We start from the raw sequence: 22,925 nt of genomic DNA on the forward strand, positions 1-22,925 counted from the left end.
GGTCCGCACAACAACTCGGCAGCATATCCACACGACCGAGGGCGGCAGGGCAGGCACTGGATGCGTGGGTCGCACGAACGGCCTGTTCAAGCCGTGTGCGACGGGGGTGCGCTATGAAACGCGTCACGTGCGCGGCGTACGCCCGCGTGCGCGTGTCGGGATCGGCCGGGCGGGGGCCGGGATCAGGTGGCGTCCGCGTCGAAGGGCGGCCGGTCGTCCTTGCCGGGCTCCTCGGGCTTCTTGGTCATGTCGATCCGCCCGCCCCCGGAGTCCGAGGACGACGAGGACGACGAGGACGACGAGGACGACGAGGACGACGACGAGGACGAAGCGGAGGAGGAGGCCTCGATGTCCCGGCCGTTCACGGCGTCGGTGACCTCGGCCATCTCCTTCCTCAGATCGAAGCCGTTGCGGATCTCCTTCAGCCCCAGCTCGTCGTTGGCGTTGTCCATCTGCTTGCGGATGAACGTCTTGGGGTTGAGGTCCTCGAACTCGAAGTCCTTGAACTCGGGACCCAGTTCGCTGCGGATGTCCTGCTTGGCACTCTCCGAGAACTCGCGGATCTTCCGGATCGTACGCATCACGTCCTGGATGACCTTGGGGAGCTTGTCCGGACCGAACACGAGCACCGCGATGACGATGATCGTCAGCAGCTCCATTGGCCCTATGTCATTGAACACCTGACGCTCCCAGTGCGATGTCCTCGGTCGGTCAACGGTACCCGGCGTTCCTGTCCGACCGGTACCGTCCCGGGGTGAGACTTCTGTCAGTTCTGTTCCGCCGCGCCCAGCCGGAGCGGGATCTCCCGGTCGGTGCCGTCGCGCCGGACGGTCAGCCGTAGCTGGTCGCCGGGCCGGTGGGCGCGGATCTTGACGATCAGCTCCTGGGCCGTGTGCACGGCCTGTCCGTCGACCTCGGTGATGACGTCGCCCGCCTTCAGCCCGGCCCGCTCGCCGGGCCCGCCCCTGGTCACGGCGGGACCGCCGCCCGCGCTCCGGTCGTCGATACGCGCACCGTCGCCGGTGTATCCCATGTCGAGGGTGACCCCGATGACCGGGTGGGTGGCATGACCGTCGTTGATCAGTTCCTCGGCGACGCGCTTGGCCTGGTTCACCGGTATGGCGAAGCCGAGGCCGATGGAGCCGGCCTGGCCGCTGTCCGAGTCGGAGCCGCTGTCGGCGGAACGGATGGCGGAGTTGATGCCGATGACATGGGCGCGGGAGTCGAGGAGGGGGCCGCCGGAGTTGCCCGGATTGATGGGGGCGTCGGTCTGCAACGCGTCGACGTACGAGACATCGCTCCCGTCCCCCTTCTCCCCGCCGGAGGTGATGGGCCGTTCCTTGGCGCTGATGATGCCGGAGGTGACGGTGTTGGCCAGGTCGAAGGGGGCGCCGATGGCGACGACGGGGTCGCCGACGCGGACGTCGTCGGAGTTGCCGAGCGGCAGCGGGGTGAGCCCGGTCAGGCCGTGGACCTGGACGACGGCGAGGTCGTACCCGCTGTCGCGTCCTACGACATCCGCCTTGACGGTGTCGCCACTGCTGAAGGTCACGGATATCGCACCGCTCGATCCGGCGGGGGCGACGACGTGGTTGTTGGTGAGGATGTGGCCCTGGGTGTCGAGCACGAAGCCGGTGCCGGTGTCGCTCTGGTCGGTCCCGGAGACATGCAGCGTCACGACGCTGGGCAGTGCGCGGGCGGCTATCCCGGCCACACTGTCCGGCGCCCGCCCGGCAGGCACCCGCCCGGCCTGCGGCAGATGCACATCACTGCCGAAGCCCTGCCGCTCGACATAGGCGCCGGCGATCCCGCCGACGCCCGCGGCGACGAGTGCGACCACCAGCGTCCATCCCATCGCCAACCGCCGCCCCCGCGGCCGGTCGGCCATCCCGGCCCCGGTCTGCTGAAACGCCCCCTGCCACCGAAGAGCCTGCTCCTGAGCCGACCCAGCGGCCCAGGGGTCGTAACGCCCCCAGGGCCCTCCACCTTCGACACCGGCCGGCTGTGGGGGTGGGGTGGTAGTGGGGGTGACGGTGGGGGTGGGTGCCTCCGAGCCGAGGGCGGGTGCGGCGGGGGCTGCCGGGTCCGGGGCACCGGGCGCGGGGGCGCCGGGCGCGGGTACGGCGGGGACGGGTACGGCGGGGGCGGGTGCGGCGGACGCGGCGGCGCCGGGGCCGGGGACGGGGGCGCCGGGCACGGGTGCGGCGGACGCGGGGGCGCCGGGCGCGGCGGCGCCGGGCGCGGCGGCGCCGGGCGCGGCGGCGCCGGGCGCGGCGGCGCCGGGGACGGGGACGGGGACGGGGCCGGGGACGGGGGCGGGGACGGGGGCGGCGGGTCCCTGCGCGGGCGTGGAGACGGCCGGTGCGGGGACGCCGGGTGCCGGTGCCGGCGGTGTGGACGCTCCCTGGGCCTGCGCTGTCGCAGGGTGCTGGACGGGCGGTGCGGGTGCCCAGGGGCCCGGCTCGCCGTACGGCGGGGTGCCGTAGGGATCGGGGTCGTGCAGGGGCTTCGGACGCTCGGTGGGGGCCGTCCAGGCGGCTTCCCCGGACACGGCCGCTACGTCCGCCTCCACGGCCGCGCCGGCCTCGGTGTCACCGGCGGGAGCGGGCACCGGTTTGGCCAGTTCGAAGTCCCCCGACTCCGATCCCGTCGGCCCGGACTCGGCCCGCCCCGACTCGACCCGCCCGGACGCGCTCTGTGCCGCATCCCGCGCCTCGGTGTCCGTTCGGTTCGTCGGTGTCGCGCCTGCCGGTCCCTCCGGCTCCTCCCCCGGCGGGACGGGCGGGACACGGTTCCCCTCGTTCATGCTCTCCCCACGGCTGGCCGCGGCCGCGCGCTTCGGCGGTGGCCGGCGGAACGTCGACTACGTCCCCGGGTCATCGCCGCGGGAACGGCCCTCACCGGATTCAACCAGGTTCGCGGGCGGTGGCGCAGTGGCCGGTCAGGGGGTGTGCGACGGGAAGGAGGGGGACGGTGAGGGCGCGGCGGAGGCGGCGGGGGGCGCGATGGCGGGGACGGGGGCGGACAGCAGGCCGGAGCCGGTGACTCCGGGGACCGTGGACCAGGCGCCCAGCGGGTAGGCCACGGTGTCGTTCAGCGGGCGTATCAGCGGGGAGACGACTGCCGCACCGGCCATCATCGGGGTGGTCAGACCGCGCACGAGGCCGTCCGGGGTCTGGCCCGTGCCGGGGGTCGGCATGCCAGGCACCAGCGGCGCTGACATCGACGTCGGCGCCACCGAGGTCTGCCCGAGCAGCGCGCTGCCCTGAGCGGCGAGGAGCGGTCCTCCCGGGCGGCGGCGCTGGCTGTCGGGCGTGGCCGCGCCCGAGCCCGAGCCGGCCGAGCGGGCCGGGACGACATTGCTGCCCGTGCCGCCGCGGGCGTCCGCCGTCGTGTCACCGGGGATGGCGGTGGTGACGCCCCCGAGGGCGACCGCGGCCAGCGACACCGCGCCGGCGGCGGCGAACGCGAACCGCAGTCCGCGCGAGGCGGCGCGGCTCTCGTCCGGGCGGCCGACGGGGTGGATGCGGAAGCCGCGCTCGGCCTCGGCGGAGGCAGCTGCCGGGGCGGGGACCGCGCCGTGCGGACGGGCGGGGACGTATCCGAAGGCGAAGCGCTCGCCGCGCCGCGCCCCGAAGACGCCGGACATGGCGGAGGAGCCGGGGGTGTCGGCGGCCCCGGTGGTGTCCTCGCGAGCGGCATGCCCGAGGACGCCGCCGGCGGGCCCGGACATGCCGTCGCCGCCGAAGTCGCCGCCGGGCAGCCCCTGGAGGCGGGCCAGGAAGCTCGCCGAGGGCGGCGGCGGGGCGGCCTCCGCGAACACGTTCTTCAGCCGGCGCTGGGCGTCCGCCTCCGCCTTGCACCGGGCACACGTGGCCAGGTGGGCGAGGACCCGCTCGCGCGACTCATGACCGAGCTCTCCGTCCACCAGGGCGGAGAGCCGGTCTCCCAGATGCTGCTCTGCGAGGTGCGTCTTCTCGACAGGTTTCGGCCGGGATCCACTCACGCGGTCGCGCCCCCTCCTCCCAGAGCGGGGACACGGGCGATGAAGGAGCGCCGCTCGGCCGCGCGGGCCTCCGGGGAGCGGTGCGCGAGCGCCTTGCGGAGCTGGGAGCGGCCGCGGTGGATACGGGAGCGGACCGTGCCGAGCTTCACGCCGAGGGTCGCGGCGATCTCCTCGTACGACAGTCCTTCGATGTCGCACAGGACGACGGCGGCGCGGAACTCGGGCGCGAGGGTGTCGAGGGCCTGCTGGACGTCGGCGTCGAAGTGCGCGTCGTTGAACAGCTGTTGCGGGGTGGGCTCTCGGCTGGCCAGGCGCTCGGCCGCGTCCTCGCCGAGGGCGTCGAAGCGGATGCGCTGCTTGCGCCGGACCATGTCCAGGAAGAGGTTGGTGGTGATGCGGTGCAGCCAGCCCTCGAAGGTGCCCGGCGAGTACGTCGACAGGGAGCGGAAGACACGGACGAAGACCTCCTGGGTGAGGTCCTCTGCGTCGTGCTGGTTGCCCGTCAGGCGGTAGGCCAGGCGGTAGACCCGGGCACTGTGCGTGCTGACGATCTCCTCCCACGTGGGCGGAGTCCACGCCTGCCCGTCCGCGTCGGTGGAGAAGGTCGCGGTCTGGGCCTCGCCTGCGGCGAAGGCGGCGTGGTGGTCAGCAGCGGTGTCGGTCACGGATTTCGGCCTGCCCGCCGACCCGAGGAAGCGCCGCAGCACTCCACCCCGGTCCCAGGGCGCAGCCGCACCTCCCCTGTCAGCTCTGGTGGTGTCCAGTGGAGCCCCTACCATAGCCACCTCGCCCGTTAGCTCCCCATAAGCGGTTTTACGAGAATTTGATACACGCTGATACGGCTCATACGGCTGCGTCAGCAGTTGCTCGGCGTCCTGATCCACCCCATACCCCCCATCGCGCATCCGGTCACCGTCTCATCCCCATAAACGTCCGGTCCCATCTGCGGGTTCCCGACGCCAACGGATACAGTCACGCCCAGGCAACCACGGGGACAGGAGAGGGTCATTACCGGCAACCGGCAGACGAGCTGGGCGTTCGCCGACGCCTTTGTCGCCGAGGACGACGCGCTGATCTGGGCCCGTGACCGGGCCCGCGAGGCAGGGCTGCGCTCGGTGTCGCCGGCCACGGGCGCCGCGCTGCGACTGCTCGCCGCCTCCGTGGACGCCAAGGCCGTCGCCGAGATCGGCACCGGCTGCGGGGTGTCCGGAATCCATCTGCTGCACGGCATGCGCCCGGACGGGGTGCTCACCACGGTCGACCCGGAGCCGGAGCACCAGCAGTTCGCCCGGCAGGCCTTCCGCGCCTGCGGTTTCGCCAGCAACCGGGCCCGTTTCATCCCCGGCCGCGCCCTGGACGTCCTGCCCCGGCTCGCGGACGCCGGCTACGACCTCGTCTTCTGCGACGGCGACCGCCAGGAGTACTCCGACTACCTCGCTGAATCGTTGCGCCTGCTACGGCCGGGCGGGCTCGTCGTCTTCGAGGGCGTCTTCGCCAACGGCCGTACGGTCGGCTCGGGACCGCAGCCGACGGAGGTGCTGCGGCTGCGCGAGCTGCTGCGCTCGGTGCGTGAGAGCCAGGAACTGGTCTCGTCGCTGCTGCCGGTGGGCGACGGGCTGCTGTGCGCCGTCAAGCGGTGAGCAGCCGGCCCCGGGCGGGACATGTGTCTGCCGGGACATGCGTCTGCCCCGGCACCGCGTACGATGCCGGGGCAGACGCAAGGACCTGATGGCCGGCGCGTCAGACGGTGACCTTCTCCAGGGCCTCGCCGAGTGCCTTGGCCTCGTCAGGGGTCAGCTCGACGACGAGCCGACCGCCGCCTTCGAGCGGAACGCGCATGACGATGCCCCGCCCCTCCTTGGTCACCTCGAGCGGGCCATCGCCCGTCCGCGGCTTCATGGCCGCCATGCTCGTTCCCCTTCCTGAAACCAGCTCATCGTCTGCCGAGAGCCCTCGGAGGGCACCCGCGGTTCCGAAACGGACACGCGACACCGGCATCGAACACATTGCTTCCCAGCCATTATCCCGCATCGCAGGACCCGATGACCAACATCAGTCGGCATCGCTTGGGCAACGCGCGCGAGCAAAACCACCCAATTCGGGGATGTGGCTGCGATACTTCGCCGCCGCACGGACATCCGCCGGTCGGCTCCGCTCCGGTTTTCTTTGACGCAGGTCACACGTCCGGTCCGGCTCTTGGCCGGCGATCTCCGCCATGCTGTCCTTCGTACCCGGACGTACTGAGCGGTACGTCACCCGCGACCGGAGGGGATGTCCCATGGCCGACACCGTGCTCTACGAGGTGAGCGACGGACTCGCGACGATCACGCTGAACCGCCCCGAGGCGATGAACGCGCTGAACATCGCGTCCAAGGCCGCCCTGCGGGAGGCGGCGGAATCCGCGGCCGGGGACACGGCCGTACGGGCGATCCTGCTGACCGCCGCCGGGGACCGGGCGTTCTGCGTGGGCCAGGACCTCAAGGAGCACATCGGGCTGCTCGCCTCCGACCGCGAGACGGGGGCCGGGCAGACGATGAGCACGGTCAAGGAGCACTACAACCCGATCGTGACCGCGCTCGCCGGGGCGCCGAAGCCGGTGGTCGCCGCGGTGAACGGCGTCGCGGCCGGGGCGGGCTTCGGCTTCGCGCTCGCCGCGGACTACCGGCTGGTCGCCGACACCGCCGCCTTCAACACGTCGTTCGCGGGGGTCGCCCTGACCGCCGACTCCGGGATCTCCTGGACCCTGCCCCGGGTGATCGGCCCGAGCCGCGCCGCCGACCTGCTGCTCTTCCCGCGCAGCATCAGCGCGCAGGACGCGCTGGAGCTGGGGATCGCCAACCGGGTCGTACCCGCCGCCGAGCTGCGCGAGGAGGCCGAGAAGGTGGCGCGGGCGCTCGCCGCGGGGCCGACGGTGGCGTACGCGGCGATCAAGGAGGCGGTCGCCTTCGGGCTGTCGCACTCGCTCGTGGAGACGCTGGAGAAGGAGGACGAACTCCAGACCCGGGCGGGGCAGTCCGAGGATCACGCGATCGCCGTGCAGGCCTTCGTCAACAAGGAGAAGCCGAAGTACCTGGGCCGGTGAGCGGTCAGCGGGCGGGCGGGCTGGTGCGGCTGACGCACGCTTCCAAGTGGTCGTTCACCAGCCCGCACGCCTGCATCAGCGCGTACGCCGTCGTCGGGCCCACGAATCTCAGCCCCCGCTTCTTCAGAGCCTTGGACAGGGCCGTGGACTCGGGGGTCACCGCCGGGACGTCGGCCAGGGTCTTGGGGGCCGGGCGGCCGGCCGCGTCGGGGGCGTGGGACCAGATCAGGTCGTCCAGGTCGCCCTCGGCCCAGTCGGCGAGCACGCGCGCGTTGGCGAGGGTCGCGTCGATCTTGGCGCGGTTGCGGATGATGCCCGCGTCGGCCAGCAGCCGCTCGCGGTCGTCGTCCGTGAAGGCGGCGACCTTCTCGATGTGAAAGCCGGCGAAGGCCGCGCGGAAGCCGGGACGGCGGCGCAGGATCGTGATCCAGGACAGGCCCGACTGGAAGGCCTCCAGGCTGATCCGCTCGAAGAGGGCGTCGTCGCCGTGGACCGGGCGGCCCCACTCCTCGTCGTGGTACGACACGTAGTCGTCGGTGGACAGCGCCCACGGACAGCGCAGGGCGCCGTCGGGCCCGGCGAGGGCCGCTCCGTCGCTCATCGCCGGTCCTCCGGGTGACCGGGCTTGTCCATGCGGGCGTGTGCCGCCGCGGCTCTGGCTCCGGCCAGCGCCGACTCCAGGTCGGCGATCCGGGAGTCCCGCTCGGCGAGCTCGGCGGCGAGCCGGCCGAGGGCGTCGTCGACGTCCGCCATGCGGTAGCCGCGCGGGGCGACCGGGAAGCGCAGGCTCTCCACGTCGGCGCGGTCCACCGGCCGGTCGGCGGGCAGCGGGTCCTGGAGCCGGTCCGGCGCCACCTCGGGCAGCGGGCTGTTGTCACCGCCGCCCACCACGGCGAGCGTCACCGCGGCGACCACCACGGCCAGTGCGATGACCAGGAACAAGAACATCACCATCGCCAGGGTCCCCACGCTCTCTGCCGGACGCTGAAACTGTCAGGTCCGATCGTGCCATGCGACTCTGACAGTTAGGGTCACAGGCGGCCGTAACGCCGGACGATCGAGGAGAGGTCACAGCGGATGCTCAGGCTGGGCAGGCGGGAATTCGGGGCGCACGAGCCGGTGATCATGGCGATCGTGAACCGGACCCCCGACTCCTTCTACGACCAGGGGGCGACGTTCCGTGACGAGCCGGCCCTCACGCGGGTGGAGCAGGCGGTGGCCGAGGGTGCCGCGATCATCGACATCGGCGGGGTGAAGGCCGGGCCGGGCGAGGAGGTCACGGCCGAGGAGGAGGCGCGGCGGACGGTCGGCTTCGTGGCCGAGGTGCGGCGGCGCTTCCCGGACGTGATCATCAGCGTGGACACCTGGCGGGCCTCGGTCGGCGAGGCGGTGTGCGAGGCGGGCGCGGATCTGCTGAACGACGCGTGGGGCGGGGTCGACCCCGGGCTCGCGGAGGTCGCGGCGCGGTACAAGGTCGGGCTGGTGTGCACGCACGCGGGTGGTGTGGAGCCGCGCACGCGTCCGCACCGGGTGACGTACGACGACGTCATGGCCGACATCCTGGACGTGACCGTGGGGCTGGCCGAGCGGGCGGTCGCGCTGGGCGTGCCGCGGGAGTCGGTGCTGATCGACCCCGGGCACGACTTCGGGAAGAACACGCGGCACAGCCTGGAGGCGACGCGGCGGCTGCCGGAGATGGCCGCCACGGGGTGGCCGGTGCTGGTGTCGCTGTCCAACAAGGACTTCGTCGGCGAGACGCTGGACCGGCCCGTGAAGGAACGGCTGATCGGCACGCTGGCCACGACCGCGGTGTCGGCGTGGCTCGGCGCGCAGGTGTACCGGGTCCACGAGGTGGCCGAGACCCGGCAGGTGCTGGACATGGTGGCGTCGATCGCGGGCCACCGCCCTCCTGCGGTGGCCCGCCGGGGTCTGGCCTGACCAACCAGGGGGCTGCGCCCCCTGGCCCCCCGTTCGCCCACCACACCCACCCGTCTCGGTCGAGAGGCGAAGGCAGCAGGCCGGGGGGACGGACAGCCTGCTGCCCCGCGCACAGCGGACCGAGTCGGGTGGCGGGTGGGCGGGGTGGGCACAGGTCGGGGTCCAGGGGGGCAGAAGCCCCCGGGCGAGCTGCGACACCGGGTGCCGGCAGACCCTGGCCGAAGCCCCGCGCTAGCGGGCCGCCTCCTTCGAGACCAGGGCCACTGCCTCCTCCACCTCGTCGGTGACGTGGAAGAGGAGGAGGTCCTTCTCGGCGGCCTTGCCCTCGGCCACCAGGGTGTTCTTGAGCCAGTCGACCAGGCCGCCCCAGTACGCGCTGCCGAACAGGACGATCGGGAAGCGGGTGACCTTCTGGGTCTGGACCAGGGTGAGGGCCTCGAAGAGTTCGTCGAGGGTGCCGAGGCCGCCGGGCAGGACCACGAAGCCCTGCGCGTACTTCACGAACATCATCTTGCGGACGAAGAAGTAGCGGAAGTTCAGGCCGATGTCGACGTAGGGGTTCAGTCCCTGCTCGAAGGGCAGCTCGATGCCGAGGCCGACCGAGATGCCGCCCGCCTCGCAGGCACCCCGGTTGGCCGCCTCCATCGCGCCCGGGCCGCCGCCGGTGATCACCGCCCAGCCCGCCTCGACCAGGCCCCGGCCGAGCCGGACGCCCGCGTCGTACTCCGGTGAGTCCACCGGTGTGCGCGCCGAGCCGAACACGCTGATGGCGGGCGGGAGTTCGGCGAGCGTGCCGAAGCCCTCGATGAACTCCGACTGGATCCGCAGCACCCGCCAGGGGTCGGTGTGGACCCAGTCGGTGGGGGCGCGCTCGTCCAGCAGCCGCTGGTCGGTCGTGCTGGCCATCACCTGCCCGCGCCGTCGGAGGACCGGGCCCAGGCGCTGCTCGTCCGGCGGGATCTTCTTTCCCTCGGGGTTGCCGGTAGCCATGTGCGCTCCCTCCACGTGCGGGTAGTTCGATCTCAGACTAGATCGCCGCGGGTTACGGAGGGGGGACGTCACGATGTCCGGTGTGCAGCGCCGTACCGGCCCTGTACCCGCTCTTTAGGCGGTGAGCCAGTTCCGCAGGCGCTCCTCGCCCGCCAGGATCTTCGCCGTGTCCACGCGCTCGTCGCGCTTGTGCGCCAAGTGCGGGTTGCCCGGGCCGTAGTTGACGGCGGGGATGCCGAGGGCGGAGAACCGGGAGACGTCCGTCCAGCCGTACTTGGGCTGCGGGGTGCCGCCGACCGCCTCGATGAAGGCCGCCGCGGCCGGGTGGGACAGGCCGGGCAGCGCGCCGCCGCTGTGGTCGTCGACCACGAACTCGGCCACTCCGCAGTCGGCGAAGACCTCGCGGACGTGCGCGATCGCCTCCTCCTCGGTGCGGTCGGGGGCGTAGCGGAAGTTGACGGTGACCACGCACTCGTCCGGGATGACGTTGCCCGCCACGCCCCCGGAGACGCGCACCGCGTTCAGGCCCTCGCGGTACTCCAGGCCGTCGATCACGGGGTAGCGGGGCTCGTAGGCCGCCAGGCGGGCCAGGATCGGGGCGGCCGCGTGGATGGCGTTGGAGCCCATCCAGGAGCGCGCGGAGTGCGCCCGCTCGCCCGTGGTCTTCAGCAGCATGCGCAGGGTGCCCTGGCAGCCGCCCTCGACCTGGCCGTCGGACGGCTCCAGCAGGACCGCGAAGTCGCCCTGGAGCCACTCCGGATGGGCCTCCGCGACGTGCTTGAGGCCGTTGAGGCTCGCCTCGACCTCCTCGTTGTCGTAGAAGACGAAGGTCAGGTCGCGGTTGGGGGCGGGGACCGTGGCCGCGATGCGCAGCTGCACCGCGACGCCGGACTTCATGTCGCAGGTGCCGCAGCCCCACAGCACTCCGTCCTCGTCGAGCCGTGCGGGCACGTTGTCCGCGATCGGGACGGTGTCGATGTGGCCGGCCAGGATGACACGCTCGGTGCGGCCCAGGTGGGTGCGGGCGATCACGTTGTTGCCGTAGCGGTCCACCGTCAGGTGCGGCAGGGCGCGCAGGGCGGTCTCGATCGCGTCCGCGAGCGGCTTCTCGGTGCCGCTCTCGGAGGGGAAGTCCACGAGCCGCGCGGTGAGCGCGGCGGCGTCGAGCGTGAGGTCAAGCGAGGTGTCGGCCATGCCCCCGACCCTAGCGCGCCGGTCGCCGGGACCGGCGGGTAAGCGCTGTCCGCTGACCCCCCGTGAGGGCCCGGCGGGCCTCCAGTACCTTGTACGCGTGTCAGAGCCGTCCCCCACCCGTCCCAAGCGTCGCGGTCGTGTTTTCCGTTACACCGCGGCCCTGTTGGTCCTCTGCGGTGTCGCCGCCTATCTCGTGGTGCAGTACGTCACCGGGGGAGGTGGGGCGCGCGGCTGCAAGGTGGTGTCGGACACCGGTGACGGTACGTCGTACGAGTTCACGCCGGAGCAGGCGTCGAACGCGGCGACGATCGCGGCCGTCGGCACCGGGCGCGGGATGCCCGAGCGGGCCGTGACGATCGCGCTGGCCACGGCCATCCAGGAGTCCGGGCTGCGCAACATCCAGCACGGCGACCGGGATTCGCTGGGCCTGTTCCAGCAGCGGCCCTCGCAGGGCTGGGGCACCCAGCAGCAGATCCTGGACCCGGCGTACGCGGCGGGCATCTTCTACGCCCATCTGGCGCGGGTGCCGGGCTACACCGAGCTGCCGCTGACCGAGGCGGCCCAGCGGGTGCAGCTCAGCGGCTACCCGGAGGCGTACGCCAAGCACGAGTCGGACGCCACGCTGCTGGCGGCGGCCCTGACGGGGACCGCGTCAGCCACGCTGACCTGCGACGGGCGTCCGCAGGCGGGGGTGACGACCGGTCCGGACGCCGTGCGCAGCGCGCTGGTACGGGACTTCGGGCGCGACGCGCTCCAGGAGACCGGGGCGGAGGTGGGCGGTGTCCCGGTGCCGTCGCCGTCTCCGGCGCCGAGCGTGACCGCGACCGCGCAGGGGCGGACGGTGACCGTTCCGGTGCCGCAGGGCACGCGGACGGACGCGAGCGGGCGCGGCGAGCGGCAGCGGGGCTGGCAGCTGGCGCAGTGGGCGGTCGCGAACTCGTCGGCGCTGCACATCCAGCGGGTGTCGTACGCGGGGCGCGAGTGGACCGCCGGGAGCACCAGCGACCAGTGGAGGACGGCCGTCGGGGACGGGACCGGTGGGGCGGACCCGTCGCAGGGGGTCGTCCGGATCGTGGCCGGACAGTAGTACGGAGGGTCACTCGGGCGGGTTGCGCGGCCACCCGCCCGCCCCCGCCTGCGCGCCGCTCCCGGGCCAAGGTCGGAAACCCCGGGAAATCAAGGGCCGTAAGGATTCTGCGGGATGTACGACGGACGCTCTTTGCCCGTTTTTATCCACACCTGATAATGCGATGCGTTATCCATTCGTTACCTGGGGCGTCCGCAACCTTCGCGGGCTTCGAGCGGTAGTCACGGCGTCCGAGCCCGGAACCGGACCCGGACCTTCACACCGTTGTCTTCCGTCGAATGGAGCATCATGTCCCTCCCTCTGACCCGCCGGATCGCTCGTGCCGCGCTGATCGTCGCAGCGGGAGCGGCAGCCGGGGTCGGTGCGGCCGGCTCCGCCGGTGCGGCCACGAACCTGCCGGAGGTGGCCCCGAACCTGGGCGGCCTGAGCGCCCTGGACGCCACGCACGCCGCCAACACCGCCGACGGCGCCGCGAAGAGCGTCACCTCGCTCGCGGGCAACGCGGGCGGCCACGTGGTCGGGACGGCGGTGCCGGCCGCGGGCCAGACCGGCGGCGGTGCCGTGAAGAAGACGGCGCCGGTGGCGCAGAACGCCGCGGGCGGCGTCGCCCAGACCGCCGGCAACGTCGTCGGGGACGCCGCGTCCGGCACGGCGAAGGGCGGCGTCCTGCCGACGTCGAACCTGCCGGTCCAGGGGCTGCCGCTGGGCGGCTGACGGTTCGCTGCCGCCGGCTTGACCGGCCGACGGGGTCCAGGGAGCTCCCTGGGCCCCGTCGGCTTTGCCGCTACAGGCGCTCCACCGCGGCCTGGACCCGTTCGTCCGTCGCCGTCAGTGCCACCCGTACGAACTTCTCGCCCGCCTCGCCGTAGAAGTCCCCCGGGGCCACCAGGATGCCCAGGTCGGCCAGGTGGGCGACCGTGTCCCAGCAGGACTCGTCCCTCGTGGCCCACAGGTAGAGGCTGGCCTCGCTGTGTTCGATGCGGAAGCCGTGGCCGAGGAGGGCCGCGCGCAGGGCCTCGCGGCGGGCCGCGTAGCGCTCGCGCTGCTCGTGCACGTGGGCGTCGTCACCGAGGGCCGCCACGACCGCCGCCTGGGTCGGCGCCGAGGTCATCATGCCGCCGTGCTTGCGGATCTCCAGCAGCGGGCCGAGGACGGCCGGGTCGCCGGCGATGAAGGCCGCGCGGTACCCCGCCAGGTTGGAGCGCTTGGACAGGGAGTGGACGGCCACGATGCCCTCGTACGAGCCGCCGTTGACGTCCGGGTGCAGGACCGAGACCGGGTCGGCCTCCCAGCCCAGCTCCAGGTAGCACTCGTCGGAGACCAGCAGAACGCCGTGCTCGCGCGCCCAGGCGACGATCGCGGTCAGGTCCTCCTTCGGGATGACCCTGCCGGTCGGGTTCGACGGCGAGTTCAGCCAGAGGAGCTTCAGGTTCGCCGGGTCCAGGTCGCGCGGGTCGTCGTAGACCGCGTAGTCCGCGCGGGCGAGGCGGGCGCCCACCTCGTACGTCGGGTAGGCCAGGCGCGGGTAGGCCACCGTGTCGCCGGGGCCGAGGCCGAGCTGGGTCGGCAGCCAGGCGACCAGTTCCTTGGAGCCGACCACTGGCAGGACATGGCGGTGGGTGACCTCGCGGGCGCCGAGGCGGCGCTCCAGCCAGCCGGTGATCGCGTCACGCAGCGCCGGCGTGCCCCACACGGTCGGATAGCCCGGGGAGTCGGCCGCGTCGATCAGGGCCTTCTGGATGAGCTCGGGCACGGCGTCGACCGGGGTGCCCACGGACAGGTCGACGATCCCGCCGGGGTGCGCGGCGGCCGTCTTCTTGTACGGCTCCAGCTTGTCCCAGGGGAAGGTGGGGAGCCGGTCGGAGACTGCGGACACGGGAATCAGGCTCACTTTCGTACGGTGCGGCAAACGCCTCGGTCCCGTGCGGCGGCGATCGGGATGACCGGGCCGTACGGGACCGAGGCGGCGATTCGGCTTACGCGGATTACTCGCCCTCCGCCTGCGGCGGCAGCGCGGCGACGAACGGGTGGTCACGCTCGATCAGCCCCAGCTTGCTGGCACCGCCGGGCGAACCCAGCTCGTCGAAGAACTCGACGTTCGCCTTGTAGTAGTCCTTCCACTCCTCCGGGACGTCGTCCTCGTAGAAGATCGCCTCGACCGGGCAGACCGGCTCACAGGCACCACAGTCGACGCATTCGTCCGGGTGGATGTACAAGGACCTGGAGCCCTCGTAAATGCAGTCGACCGGGCACTCCTCGATGCACGCCTTGTCCTTCACGTCGACACAAGGCTGCGCGATGACGTAGGTCACGCTGTCGTTCCTCCTCGATAGGGCGCTGGCGGGCCTCCTCAGGCTCCGCCGCCTGGCGCGCGGGAGCGCGGCGTCGTCGATGCCCGCCCCTAGTATCTCCGTTCCGGAGCATGATCCGAACAGGAGGGGTGAACTGACCAGTGGAAATCTCGGCGACAGGACGTCTGGAAGTCCGAATTACCCCTTCTGACGTGGGGAAACGCGTCTCCGTACGGCGGTTGGCGGACCCTGGCACGACATCGGAGAAGTTCACCGACACGGTGGGTGTTCTCACATCATGGACTGATGGCGTGCTCATGATCACACGCCGGGACGGGGAGAGTGTCCGCATCCCGGAAGCGGTCGTGGTAGCGGGCAAGGTCGTACCGGCGGCCCCCGCGCGCCGGCGCGGCCCCGCCGCCTCGTACGAGGAGCTCGCGCGCATCGTCTCGCGGGGCTGGCGGCCGGTGGAGAGCGAGCGGCTCGGGGACTGGGAACTGCGGGCCGCGTCGGGGTTCACCCGGCGGGCCAACAGTGTGCTGCCGCTCGGCGATCCCGGGCTTCCCCTCGACGCGGCCCTGGACGCCGTACGACGCTGGTACGGAGAGCGTGGTCTGCCCGCCTACGTCCAGACCGCCACCGGCGCCGAGGGCACGCAGGAGCTGCTGTGCGCGGAGCTGGAGCGGCGCGGCTGGGTGCGGGAGGTGACCGCCGAGGTGTGGACCGGTGCCCTGGCGCCGGTCGCGGACCGGGCCGAGGGCGCGGGTGTGGTCCTGGCCCGGGAGGCGGACGAGGCCTGGCTCGCCCGGTACCAGCGCAAGGGGGTGAGCGAGGTGGCCCTGCGGGTGCTCGGGGGCGGCCCGTCGGTGTGGTTCGCGACCGTGCCCGGCGGTGAGGGTGCCCCCTGCCCGGGCGAAGCCGAGAGCTCGGGGGAGGGCGAGGCCCCGGCGGCCATCGGGCGGTGTGTCGTGGACGGGCGGTGGGCCGGGTTCGCCGCCGTCGAGGTGGACCCCGGCCGGCGTCGGCAGGGCCTCGCCACGGAGGTGATGGCCGCGCTGGCCCGGCGAGCCCTGGAGGAGGGCGCGTCGGCGGCCTGGCTCCAGGTCGAGACGGACAACGCCGGCGCCCGCGCCCTCTACACCGAGCTGGGCTTCACCCCGCACCACGCGTACCACCACTACCGGGCACCGCAGGAGCAACCGTCGTAGAAAAACCGTCGCAGGACACCCTGGGAAACTGTCGTGGAAGGGCATGAGTCAGTCATGCGTCACCCGCATCTGCCGCCGCCGCATCCGCCCTCGCCGGAGCGGGCGGCCGAGCTGCGCCGCAGGTTCGCCGAGGAGGCGCGGGCCGAGCGGCCGGATCTGGCGGCGTTGTGTCTGCTGATCGGGGCCACGGCGGACGGGGAGCTGGACGAGGCCGGGATCGACGTGGCGCAGCTGGAGCTGGACCGGCTGGCGGGCGAGCTGCCGTACCGGCCGGGCGGGCCGCGCGCGTGGGCGGAGGCCGTACGACGGCTGCTGGGCGGGCGCTACGGGTTCCACGGGACGCCCGGCGACTACCAGCGGCTGGAGTCGTCCCTGCTGCACGAGGTGCTGCGGCGCCGGCGCGGGCTGCCGATCCTGCTGTCGGTGGTGTGGCTGGAGGTCGCCCGGCGGGCGGGCGCCCCGGTGTACGGGGTCGCGCTGCCGGGGCACTTCGTGGTCGGGTTCGGCACCGCCGAGGAGCAGGTGCTGGCCGATCCGTTCGAGGGCGGGCGGGTGCTGACCGGGACCGACGCGGAGCTGCTGGTGGTGGGGGCCACGGGGGCGCCGCTGGATCCCGGGATGCTGGAACCCGCGCCGCCGCTGGAGGTCGTCCAGCGGATCCTCAACAACATCCGCGCCTGGGCCACCGCCCGGCCCGAGCGGTCGGACGTGGCGCTGTCGGCCGTGGAGCTGGCCCTGCTGGTGCCGTCGCATCCGGCGCGGCTGCGCTACGAGCGGGGCCAACTGCTCGTGCAACGCGGCGAGTTCGTGACCGGTGCGGAGGAACTGGACGCCTACGCCGACCTGATCGAGGTCGTCGACGAGTCGACCGCCCACAAGGTGCGGCAACAGGCACGGACAGCACGGGCGATGCTCAACTGACCTCTCAGAGCCACCCCTTCTCCCGCGCCGTCCGCACCGCCTCCGCCCGGTTGCGCACCGCCAGCTTCTGGATGGCCGTGGAGAGGTAGTTGCGGACCGTGCCCTGGGAGAGGTGGAGGGCCTTGGCCAGTTCGGCGTTGGTCGCGCCGTCGGCCGCCGCGCGGAGCACCTCGCGTTCGCGTTCGGTGAGCGGGTTGGCGCCCTCGGCGAGCGCGGCGGCGGCGAGGGTGGGGTCGATGACCCGCTCGCCGGAGAGCACCTTGCGGATCGCCTCGGCGAGCTGGGCGGCCGGGGCGTCCTTGACGAGGAAGGCGTCCGCGCCCGCCTCCATGGCGCTGCGCAGATAGCCGGGGCGGCCGAAGGTGGTCAGGACAACCAGCTTGACCTGCGGAAACTCCCGGTGCACCTGGGCGGCCGCCTCGATGCCGGTGCAGCCGGGCATCTCGATGTCGAGCAGAGCCACGTCCACGCCGTGCGCGCCGACGGCGGCCAGCACCTGGTCCCCGCGCGCGACCTGGGCGACGACCTCGATGTCGTCCTCCAGACCGAGCAGCGCGGCCAGCGCCTCACGGACCATGGACTGGTCCTCGGCCAGCAGGACCTTGATCGGGCTCGTCATGCCCCGGATCCTACGTCCCCCGCGGGGGCCGTGGGGACGCGGGCGACCAGGCGGAATCCGTGCTTGATCCAGCTCGCCTCCAGGCTGCCGCCGGCCTTCTCCAGCCGCTCCGTCAGGCCGGTCAGACCGTTGCCCGGGACGCTGCCGACACCGCCGGATCCGTCGTCCTCGACGGTGAGTTCGAGGACCGGGCCGTCCAGGGTCTGGCGGTGGGTGAGCCGGACGAGGCACCGGTCGGCGCCGCTGTGCCGGACCACGTTGGTGACCGCCTCGCGCAGCGCCCAGGCGAGCGCGGACTCGGACTCCTCCGGGACACCGTTGAGGTCGGGATCGGCGGGCACGTCGGGGGTGATGCCGGCGGCGGTCAGGGCGACCTCGGTACCGGCGAGTTCGGCGGCGAGCCTCGGCCGCCGGTAGCCGGTGACCGCCTCCCGTACGTCGACCAGCGCCTGCCGGCTGACCTGCTCGATGTCGGCGACCTGCTGGGCCGCCTTGTCGGGGTGGTCGGGCAGCATCCGGCCGGCCAGCTCGCTCTTCAGCGTGATCAGGGAGAGGGAGTGGCCGAGCAGATCGTGCAGATCGCGGGCGAGGCGCAGCCGCTCCTCGTTGGCGGCGAGATGGGCGACGGTGGCCCGCGCCTTGCGCAACTCGATGGTCGTACGGACGAGTTGGCCCACGCCCGTCATCGCGAACCCGATGAGGACCACCAGGAGCAGCAGTCCGCGGGCCTCCTTCTCGTCGGAGTGCAGTCCCACGAGATACATGACCCCGCCGGTCGCCGGGATCGCCCAGTAGGTCGCCCGGACGGGCAGGGTCGCCCCGCAGGCCACCGAGACGTAGACGAACAGGCCGAGCCAGTCCCTGCCCAGGCTGTAGGCCAGCACGGGAGCGAGCACGCCGAGGACCGCGAGCAGCGAGACGGTCAGGCGCGGCGAGAACGGCTTGCCCATGCGGCGGAAGACCAGCGAGAGGTAGGCGGCGACGAACGCCGTCAGGCCGAGGGCGCCGGCGACGGTGGCGCCCGTGGTGTGCCGGCCGCTCGCGAGGTCGCCGACCGGCGAGCTGAGGAAGACCAGCCAGACGCCGATCCAGACCAGTTTGACCCTCAGCTCGCGCCGGTTGCGGGGCGGCCGGCCCATGGCCGTGTCCTGCCAGGTGTCGGCCGTCCGGTCTTCCGTCATGGTGCTCACGCCTTCAGCGTGTCCTTCCGGTACAGCCAGGCCGCGCCGCCCGCGAACAGGACGAAGTAGACGGCGAGGATGGCGATGTCCGTCGCGTGCGGGGCCTGGCTCTGCTCGATCGCCCGCCCGAGAGCAGCGTACGCGTGCGTGGGCAGCCACTTCGCGATGTCCTGGAGGATCTTCGGGAAGGTCGTGCTCGGCATCCACAGGCCGCCGAGGATCGACAGACCGAAGTAGATGATCATCGTGATGGGGCGGACCGCGTCCCCGGAAGCGACGTAGCCGATGGCGACGCCGAGCGCGGCGAAGACCAGGCTGCCGGCCCAGATGACACCGGTGAGCGCGAGCCACTGCCAGGCGTCCAGGCGTACGTGCTTGATCACGGCGGCGGCCGCGAAGACCACGACGATGGACGGCAGGCTCACCACGGCGGCGCTCGCGGTCTTGGCAAGGACGTAGCCGCGCCCGGGCAGGGGGGTCAGCCGCAGCTGCCGTACCCAGCCGCTCTCGCGCTCCTTGGCGATGCGCTCGCTGTTGCCCATCAGCACGGCGGTCAGGGCGCCGAAGGAGGCCATGGAGACCATCAGGTAGGTGGCGACGGTCTGGCCGGTGCCGTCGACCTTCTGGTTCGAGCCGGAGCTGCTGGAGAAGATCAGGAAGAGGATCGCCGGGTAGAGCACCGAGAAGAACAGGAACTTCTTGTTGCGGAAGGCGCGGGCCAGTTCGAGCTTGATCAGGGCGTTCATGACTTCTTGGCCTCCTCGGCCTCCGTGATGGCGACGAAGGCCTGCTCCAGACCGAGGCCGGCGACTTCGAGGTTGCGGGGGTAGACACCGAGGCCGTACAGGGCGTGGACGGTGGCGTCGGCGTCGGACGACTGGATGCGGACGGTCTGCCCGGACACGTCGATCGAGGTCAGGAAGGGCAGCGCGCGCAGGGCGGTGTGGTCGATCTCGCCCTCCAGGTCGAAGGCGATCCGGCGGGCGCCCGCCTTGGCCTTGATCTCGGCGGCGGTGCCGTCGGCGAGGAGCCGGCCGCGGTGCAGCACGAGGACCCGGTCGGCGATGGCGTCGGCCTCTTCGAGGTAGTGGGTGGCGAACAGGACGGTACGGCCCTGGTCGGCCTGTTCGCGCATGGTGGCCCAGAAGGCCTGGCGGGCGGAGACGTCCATGCCGGTGGTCGGCTCGTCCAGGATGATCAGGTCGCTGTCGCCCGCGGTGGCGAGGGCGAACCGGACGCGCTGGGCCTGGCCGCCGGAGAGCTTGTTGACCTTGCGGTCGGCGATCTGCGTGATGCCGGCGCGGGCCATCACGTCGGCGGCCTTGTACGGCTTCGGGTGCAGCGAGCAGGCCAGCTTCACCATCTCGGCGACGGTGACCTCGTCCATCAGGCCGCCGCTCTGCAACATGGCACCGACACGCCCGGCGACGATGGCCTCGCGGGGACTGGTCCCGAACAGGTTCACGGTGCCGCTGTCGGCGTTCTTCAGACCGAGGAGCAGGTCGAGGGTGGTGGACTTGCCGGCCCCGTTCGGGCCGAGGAGGGCGACGGTCTCGCCCGGGTACAGCTTCAGCGAGAGCCCGTCCACCGCCCGCACACTGCCGTATGTCTTGGTCACCTGGTCGAAGCCGACCACCGGGGTGGTGGTGGCCGGTGCCGCAGTCGTTGTCATGTCCCCATGCTCGCCGAGCGGCCCGCCCCTCCGGCAGTGTCGGGGGTCCTGAGAGGCGGATGACAGATGTCATGCGGATCGGGTGACAGGGACGGCGAAGGGGGCGCCCGTCGGAACCTGGGCGCCCCCTGTGTACCGCGTGACTAACTGGGGTTGGTGGAGATGACCGCGACCCGGTTGGTCTTGCTCATCAGCGCCTGGCGCAGGGCGCCGTAGACGTCCTCGGGAGTGACGGGCGTCTTCTTGCCGTTGCCACGGGTGATGAGGACGCCGTCGAAGGTCTTGCCGTACAGCTGCTGCAGGGCGGCCAGGTCGGGCTTGTCGACCAGCTTGCCGTTGACGGCCGTCACCCTGAGGAACTTCCAGAGCGACTTCTCCGGGCCCATCAGGATCGAGTGCGCGGCGTCCGTCATCACGGTCACCTTGCCCGACATCGCCGGCTGCGCGAACTCCTTCATCTCGCGGTCGACCTCGGCGTTCGACACCGTCGGCTGCCGGGTGGTCGTCGGTACGGCGACCGGGTTCGCGGTGCCCGTCTCGATCAGGGTGCGGTAGGCCTGTTCGACCGCCTGGGTCGACTGGGCCGCGTCGATGCCCTTGCCCGCCCTGCCGTAGACGGCGACGGCCTTGCCCGCCTCGAACTTGATGGTGCCGTCGGTCGACAGGCCGGAGCCGCCGCCCGCCTGCTGGAGGGCGGCCTGGAGCTTCTCCTCGTCCACCGGCATCTCCGGCGCGATGACACGCTTCTGGCCGAAGAGTGAGCCGATGACGTGGACCGGGTTGTAGTCGCTGGTCGCGGCCTTGCTCACGGTGGCCTGGAAGTCGAACTGGAGGCCCGCGTTGCCTGGGGTGAGGGTCACCGTCCTGCCGTCGACGGTGAGCTTCAGCGGCTTGTTCACCCGGCTGCCGAAGGCGTCGTCGAGCTTCTTGACGGCGTCGTCGCGGGTGCCGCCGCCGATGTCGAGGCCGAGCACTGTGGTGCCCTTGGGCACGTCGGTGTGGTTCATCAGCAGTCCGGCGCCGTAGGCACCGCCCGCGAGCACGACCACACCGGCGCCGAGCAGCACCAGCTTGCTGCGGCCCTTCTTCTTCGCCTTGGCCTGCGCCTTGGGTGCGGCGGCCGGCTCCGGCTTGGGTGCCGTGGGCGCGGCCGGGCCGCCGGGGCCGCCGAACGGGGAGCCGCCGGCGCCGGGGACGACCGGGATGCCGCTGGTGACGGTGTGTCCGGAGACGTTGTCGACGGGGCGGTAGCCGGGCGTGCCCGGTTCGGGCGCCGGCTTCTGCGGGGTGAGGATCGCGGTGTCGTCGCTGAGCCCGCCGCCGGGGCCGAGGCCGGCGCCGCCGCCGAGGGGCGCGCCGGGTGCCGCCGGGCCTTCGAGGTCGGCCAGGTCGGCGAGGGCGCTGCGCGGGGCCGAGGTGCCCTGGTCGCCGGGGCGCCCGGGGGCGTCGAAGCCGGCCGGACCGCCGAAGGGTTCGCCACCGAAGGGTTCGCCGCTGTCGGGACGGGGACCGCCGGCCGACGGCAGGAGGGTGCCGTCGCCGGTGACCGGGCCGCTGGTGGGGCCGGCCGGGCCACCGAAGCCGTCGTGGCCGCCGCGCCCGTTCGGGCCGTTGAAGCCGCTGGCGCCGCCGCGCCCGTTGGCACCGCTCGCGCCCGCGCCGCCGAAGCCGTCGTGCCCGCCGGCGCCCGCGGCACCCGAGCCGCCGTAACCGCCCTGGCCGTTCGCGCCGGGAGTGCCGGAGTTGCCGAAGCCGTCGTGACCGGCCGCACCCGCGGCGCCCGTGCCGCCGTTCTCCGAGAAGTACGGCAGGTCGTCGCGGCTGGGTTCGGACGCGCCGGACGCGCCGGGGCGGGAGCCGGGGCCCAGCGGGCCGGCGTTGAGTGCCTCGGTGACGTCGAAGGAGCCGGTGCCGCCGCCGTGCCCGGGGGCGACGGGGCCGCCGGTGGCGCCGGGCAGTCCCTGGCCGTTCGTGGTGCCGGAGCGGGAGCCGCCCGGGACGCTCATGGAGCCGACCACACCGCCCGGACGTCCGCCACCGGACCGGCCGCCGCCCGGGCGTGCGCCGGTGGTACCGGTCGTACCCGGACCACTCGTACGGGCGCCCGGTGCGCCGCCGGCGGCACTGGAACCGCCCTGGCTCCCGGCCCCGTTCGTGCCGCCGCCGCCCGGACCGCCCTTGGGTGCCGAGGACTTGCGGGGCGCGAACCAGTCGCTCGTCTTCTCCTCGGCCTGGGCCGCGGGCTCGGCGGGCGTGTCGGCGGCAGAGGCCGTCCGCTGTTCGGGCACGGGCCGCGGATCGGCGGCGGGCGCCTCGTCCCCGGTGGATCCGGAGGAGCCGGCGGACCCGGCGCCGTCGGACTCCCCGACGGGCTTGCGCACGACCACCGGCGGAATGGGCCGGGACCCGGGAATGTTGATCCGGATCCGGGTCGTCAGCGTGGTCTCGGTCTTCTTCTCCTCCGGTCGCGTGCCCGAACGGCCCGCGTCCGTACCGTCGTCGGTAGCCATGGGGGTCCCGTACGGCGGCGTGCCGGAGGGGTATGCGGCTCCGCCGCGCCCGTTGGGCCCGGAGGACGGAGTGTCAGTTTCACGACTCAAGGCAGGTTCTCCCAGTTGGCTCCACCGCCCGTGACGACCTGAACATGCGGACGGCTCGGCGGCGCGCACCACCATACTGGCCACTTCTGGCGCTTATCCCATGACCGCTGCGGAAACCCACACCGGACTCGCACGT

23 protein-coding genes are annotated in these 22,925 nt (G+C 72.7%); 7 read left to right on the forward strand and 16 right to left on the reverse strand.

The window, feature by feature from the left end:
• Positions 1–182 precede the first annotated feature (182 nt).
• From O1G22_RS14920 to sigE, 4 genes are all read right to left on the reverse strand, one after another.
• Positions 183–680 (reverse strand): sec-independent translocase, encoded by a 498-nt coding sequence (locus O1G22_RS14920; protein WP_270081800.1) that lies wholly within the window; start codon positions 678–680, stop codon positions 183–185.
• An 86-nt stretch (positions 681–766) separates the two neighbouring features.
• Positions 767–2,806: a S1C family serine protease gene (locus tag O1G22_RS14925; protein ID WP_270081801.1), complete on the reverse strand. Its 2,040-nt coding sequence runs from the start codon at positions 2,804–2,806 to the stop codon at positions 767–769.
• 135 nt (positions 2,807–2,941) lie between these two features.
• Complete coding sequence (locus O1G22_RS14930; protein ID WP_270081802.1) at positions 2,942–4,006, reverse strand: zf-HC2 domain-containing protein; 1,065 nt, start codon at positions 4,004–4,006, stop codon at positions 2,942–2,944.
• On the reverse strand, positions 4,003–4,713 hold the full coding sequence (sigE, locus tag O1G22_RS14935; RefSeq protein ID WP_225098751.1) for an RNA polymerase sigma factor SigE: 711 nt from the start codon (positions 4,711–4,713) through the stop codon (positions 4,003–4,005). The genes O1G22_RS14930 and sigE overlap by 4 nt, the downstream gene beginning before the upstream one ends.
• A 234-nt stretch (positions 4,714–4,947) precedes the next feature.
• Here sigE and O1G22_RS14940 point away from each other — a divergent pair, with 234 nt between their 5' ends.
• Positions 4,948–5,646, forward strand: a complete 699-nt coding sequence (locus tag O1G22_RS14940) for an O-methyltransferase (protein WP_270086420.1) — start codon at positions 4,948–4,950, stop codon at positions 5,644–5,646.
• 100 nt (positions 5,647–5,746) lie between these two features.
• Here O1G22_RS14940 and O1G22_RS14945 read toward each other — a convergent pair whose 3' ends face one another.
• Positions 5,747–5,914 (reverse strand): DUF3117 domain-containing protein, encoded by a 168-nt coding sequence (locus O1G22_RS14945; RefSeq protein ID WP_003985072.1) that lies wholly within the window; start codon positions 5,912–5,914, stop codon positions 5,747–5,749.
• A gap of 370 nt (positions 5,915–6,284) precedes the next feature.
• Here O1G22_RS14945 and chcB point away from each other — a divergent pair, with 370 nt between their 5' ends.
• Positions 6,285–7,088 carry a 2-cyclohexenylcarbonyl CoA isomerase gene (chcB, locus tag O1G22_RS14950; protein ID WP_225098542.1) on the forward strand — a complete coding sequence of 268 codons (804 nt, stop codon included), beginning with the start codon at positions 6,285–6,287 and terminating at the stop codon, positions 7,086–7,088.
• A 4-nt stretch (positions 7,089–7,092) separates the two neighbouring features.
• Here the strand turns inward: chcB and O1G22_RS14955 are convergent, their stop codons facing one another.
• Entirely contained in the window at positions 7,093–7,689 is a 597-nt protein-coding gene (locus O1G22_RS14955; protein ID WP_270081803.1) for a DNA-3-methyladenine glycosylase I, read from the reverse strand.
• Positions 7,686–8,042, reverse strand: coding sequence for a DivIVA domain-containing protein (locus tag O1G22_RS14960; RefSeq protein WP_270081804.1), 357 nt, complete (start codon positions 8,040–8,042; stop codon positions 7,686–7,688). Before O1G22_RS14960 ends, O1G22_RS14955 begins: the two co-directional genes overlap by 4 nt.
• Before the next feature lie 123 nt (positions 8,043–8,165).
• Between O1G22_RS14960 and folP the strand changes: the two genes are divergently transcribed.
• A complete protein-coding gene (gene folP, locus O1G22_RS14965) occupies positions 8,166–9,026 on the forward strand; it encodes a dihydropteroate synthase (RefSeq protein WP_270081805.1) in 861 nt (286 codons plus the stop codon).
• A gap of 231 nt (positions 9,027–9,257) precedes the next feature.
• On the opposite strand, the gene O1G22_RS14970 is transcribed toward folP, so the two are convergent.
• Together O1G22_RS14970 and dapE are read right to left on the reverse strand one after the other, a co-directional pair.
• The gene (locus O1G22_RS14970; RefSeq protein WP_270081806.1) at positions 9,258–10,016 is read right to left on the reverse strand and encodes an LOG family protein; all 759 of its coding nucleotides are present in this window, start codon (positions 10,014–10,016) and stop codon (positions 9,258–9,260) included.
• A 114-nt stretch (positions 10,017–10,130) separates the two neighbouring features.
• Positions 10,131–11,210: a succinyl-diaminopimelate desuccinylase gene (dapE, locus tag O1G22_RS14975; RefSeq protein WP_270081807.1), complete on the reverse strand. Its 1,080-nt coding sequence runs from the start codon at positions 11,208–11,210 to the stop codon at positions 10,131–10,133.
• 97 nt (positions 11,211–11,307) lie between these two features.
• Between dapE and O1G22_RS14980 the strand changes: the two genes are divergently transcribed.
• Both O1G22_RS14980 and O1G22_RS14985 read left to right on the forward strand, forming a co-directional pair.
• Positions 11,308–12,297 carry a VldE C-terminal domain-containing protein gene (locus O1G22_RS14980; protein ID WP_270081808.1) on the forward strand — a complete coding sequence of 330 codons (990 nt, stop codon included), beginning with the start codon at positions 11,308–11,310 and terminating at the stop codon, positions 12,295–12,297.
• A gap of 288 nt (positions 12,298–12,585) precedes the next feature.
• Positions 12,586–13,011, forward strand: coding sequence for an ATP-binding protein (locus O1G22_RS14985; RefSeq protein WP_270081809.1), 426 nt, complete (start codon positions 12,586–12,588; stop codon positions 13,009–13,011).
• A gap of 70 nt (positions 13,012–13,081) precedes the next feature.
• Here the strand turns inward: O1G22_RS14985 and O1G22_RS14990 are convergent, their stop codons facing one another.
• Both O1G22_RS14990 and fdxA read right to left on the reverse strand, forming a co-directional pair.
• Positions 13,082–14,173 (reverse strand): bifunctional succinyldiaminopimelate transaminase/glutamate-prephenate aminotransferase, encoded by a 1,092-nt coding sequence (locus tag O1G22_RS14990; protein ID WP_270081810.1) that lies wholly within the window; start codon positions 14,171–14,173, stop codon positions 13,082–13,084.
• A gap of 109 nt (positions 14,174–14,282) precedes the next feature.
• Positions 14,283–14,609, reverse strand: coding sequence for a ferredoxin (gene fdxA, locus O1G22_RS14995; protein ID WP_225098551.1), 327 nt, complete (start codon positions 14,607–14,609; stop codon positions 14,283–14,285).
• A gap of 140 nt (positions 14,610–14,749) precedes the next feature.
• On the opposite strand from fdxA, the gene O1G22_RS15000 reads away from it, so the two are divergent.
• Together O1G22_RS15000 and O1G22_RS15005 are read left to right on the forward strand one after the other, a co-directional pair.
• Complete coding sequence (locus O1G22_RS15000) at positions 14,750–15,796, forward strand: GNAT family N-acetyltransferase (protein WP_270081811.1); 1,047 nt, start codon at positions 14,750–14,752, stop codon at positions 15,794–15,796.
• Between the two features lie 54 nt (positions 15,797–15,850).
• Positions 15,851–16,717 (forward strand): transglutaminase-like domain-containing protein, encoded by an 867-nt coding sequence (locus O1G22_RS15005; RefSeq protein WP_270081812.1) that lies wholly within the window; start codon positions 15,851–15,853, stop codon positions 16,715–16,717.
• Positions 16,718–16,721: 4 nt separating this feature from the next.
• Here O1G22_RS15005 and O1G22_RS15010 read toward each other — a convergent pair whose 3' ends face one another.
• The 5 genes from O1G22_RS15010 to O1G22_RS15030 form a co-directional block, all read right to left on the reverse strand.
• Positions 16,722–17,336, reverse strand: a complete 615-nt coding sequence (locus tag O1G22_RS15010) for a response regulator transcription factor (RefSeq protein ID WP_225098554.1) — start codon at positions 17,334–17,336, stop codon at positions 16,722–16,724.
• Positions 17,333–18,517 carry a sensor histidine kinase gene (locus O1G22_RS15015; protein WP_270086421.1) on the reverse strand — a complete coding sequence of 395 codons (1,185 nt, stop codon included), beginning with the start codon at positions 18,515–18,517 and terminating at the stop codon, positions 17,333–17,335. The genes O1G22_RS15010 and O1G22_RS15015 overlap by 4 nt, the downstream gene beginning before the upstream one ends.
• A gap of 5 nt (positions 18,518–18,522) precedes the next feature.
• Positions 18,523–19,263 (reverse strand): ABC transporter permease, encoded by a 741-nt coding sequence (locus O1G22_RS15020; RefSeq protein ID WP_270081813.1) that lies wholly within the window; start codon positions 19,261–19,263, stop codon positions 18,523–18,525.
• Positions 19,260–20,189, reverse strand: coding sequence for an ABC transporter ATP-binding protein (locus tag O1G22_RS15025; protein ID WP_270081814.1), 930 nt, complete (start codon positions 20,187–20,189; stop codon positions 19,260–19,262). The genes O1G22_RS15020 and O1G22_RS15025 overlap by 4 nt, the downstream gene beginning before the upstream one ends.
• 143 nt (positions 20,190–20,332) lie before the next feature.
• Positions 20,333–22,789: a hypothetical protein gene (locus tag O1G22_RS15030; RefSeq protein ID WP_270081815.1), complete on the reverse strand. Its 2,457-nt coding sequence runs from the start codon at positions 22,787–22,789 to the stop codon at positions 20,333–20,335.
• Positions 22,790–22,925 lie beyond the last annotated feature (136 nt).

The sequence above is a fragment of the Streptomyces camelliae genome (genome assembly GCF_027625935.1).
In the GTDB taxonomy this organism is placed as follows: Bacteria; Actinomycetota; Actinomycetes; order Streptomycetales; family Streptomycetaceae; genus Streptomyces; species Streptomyces camelliae.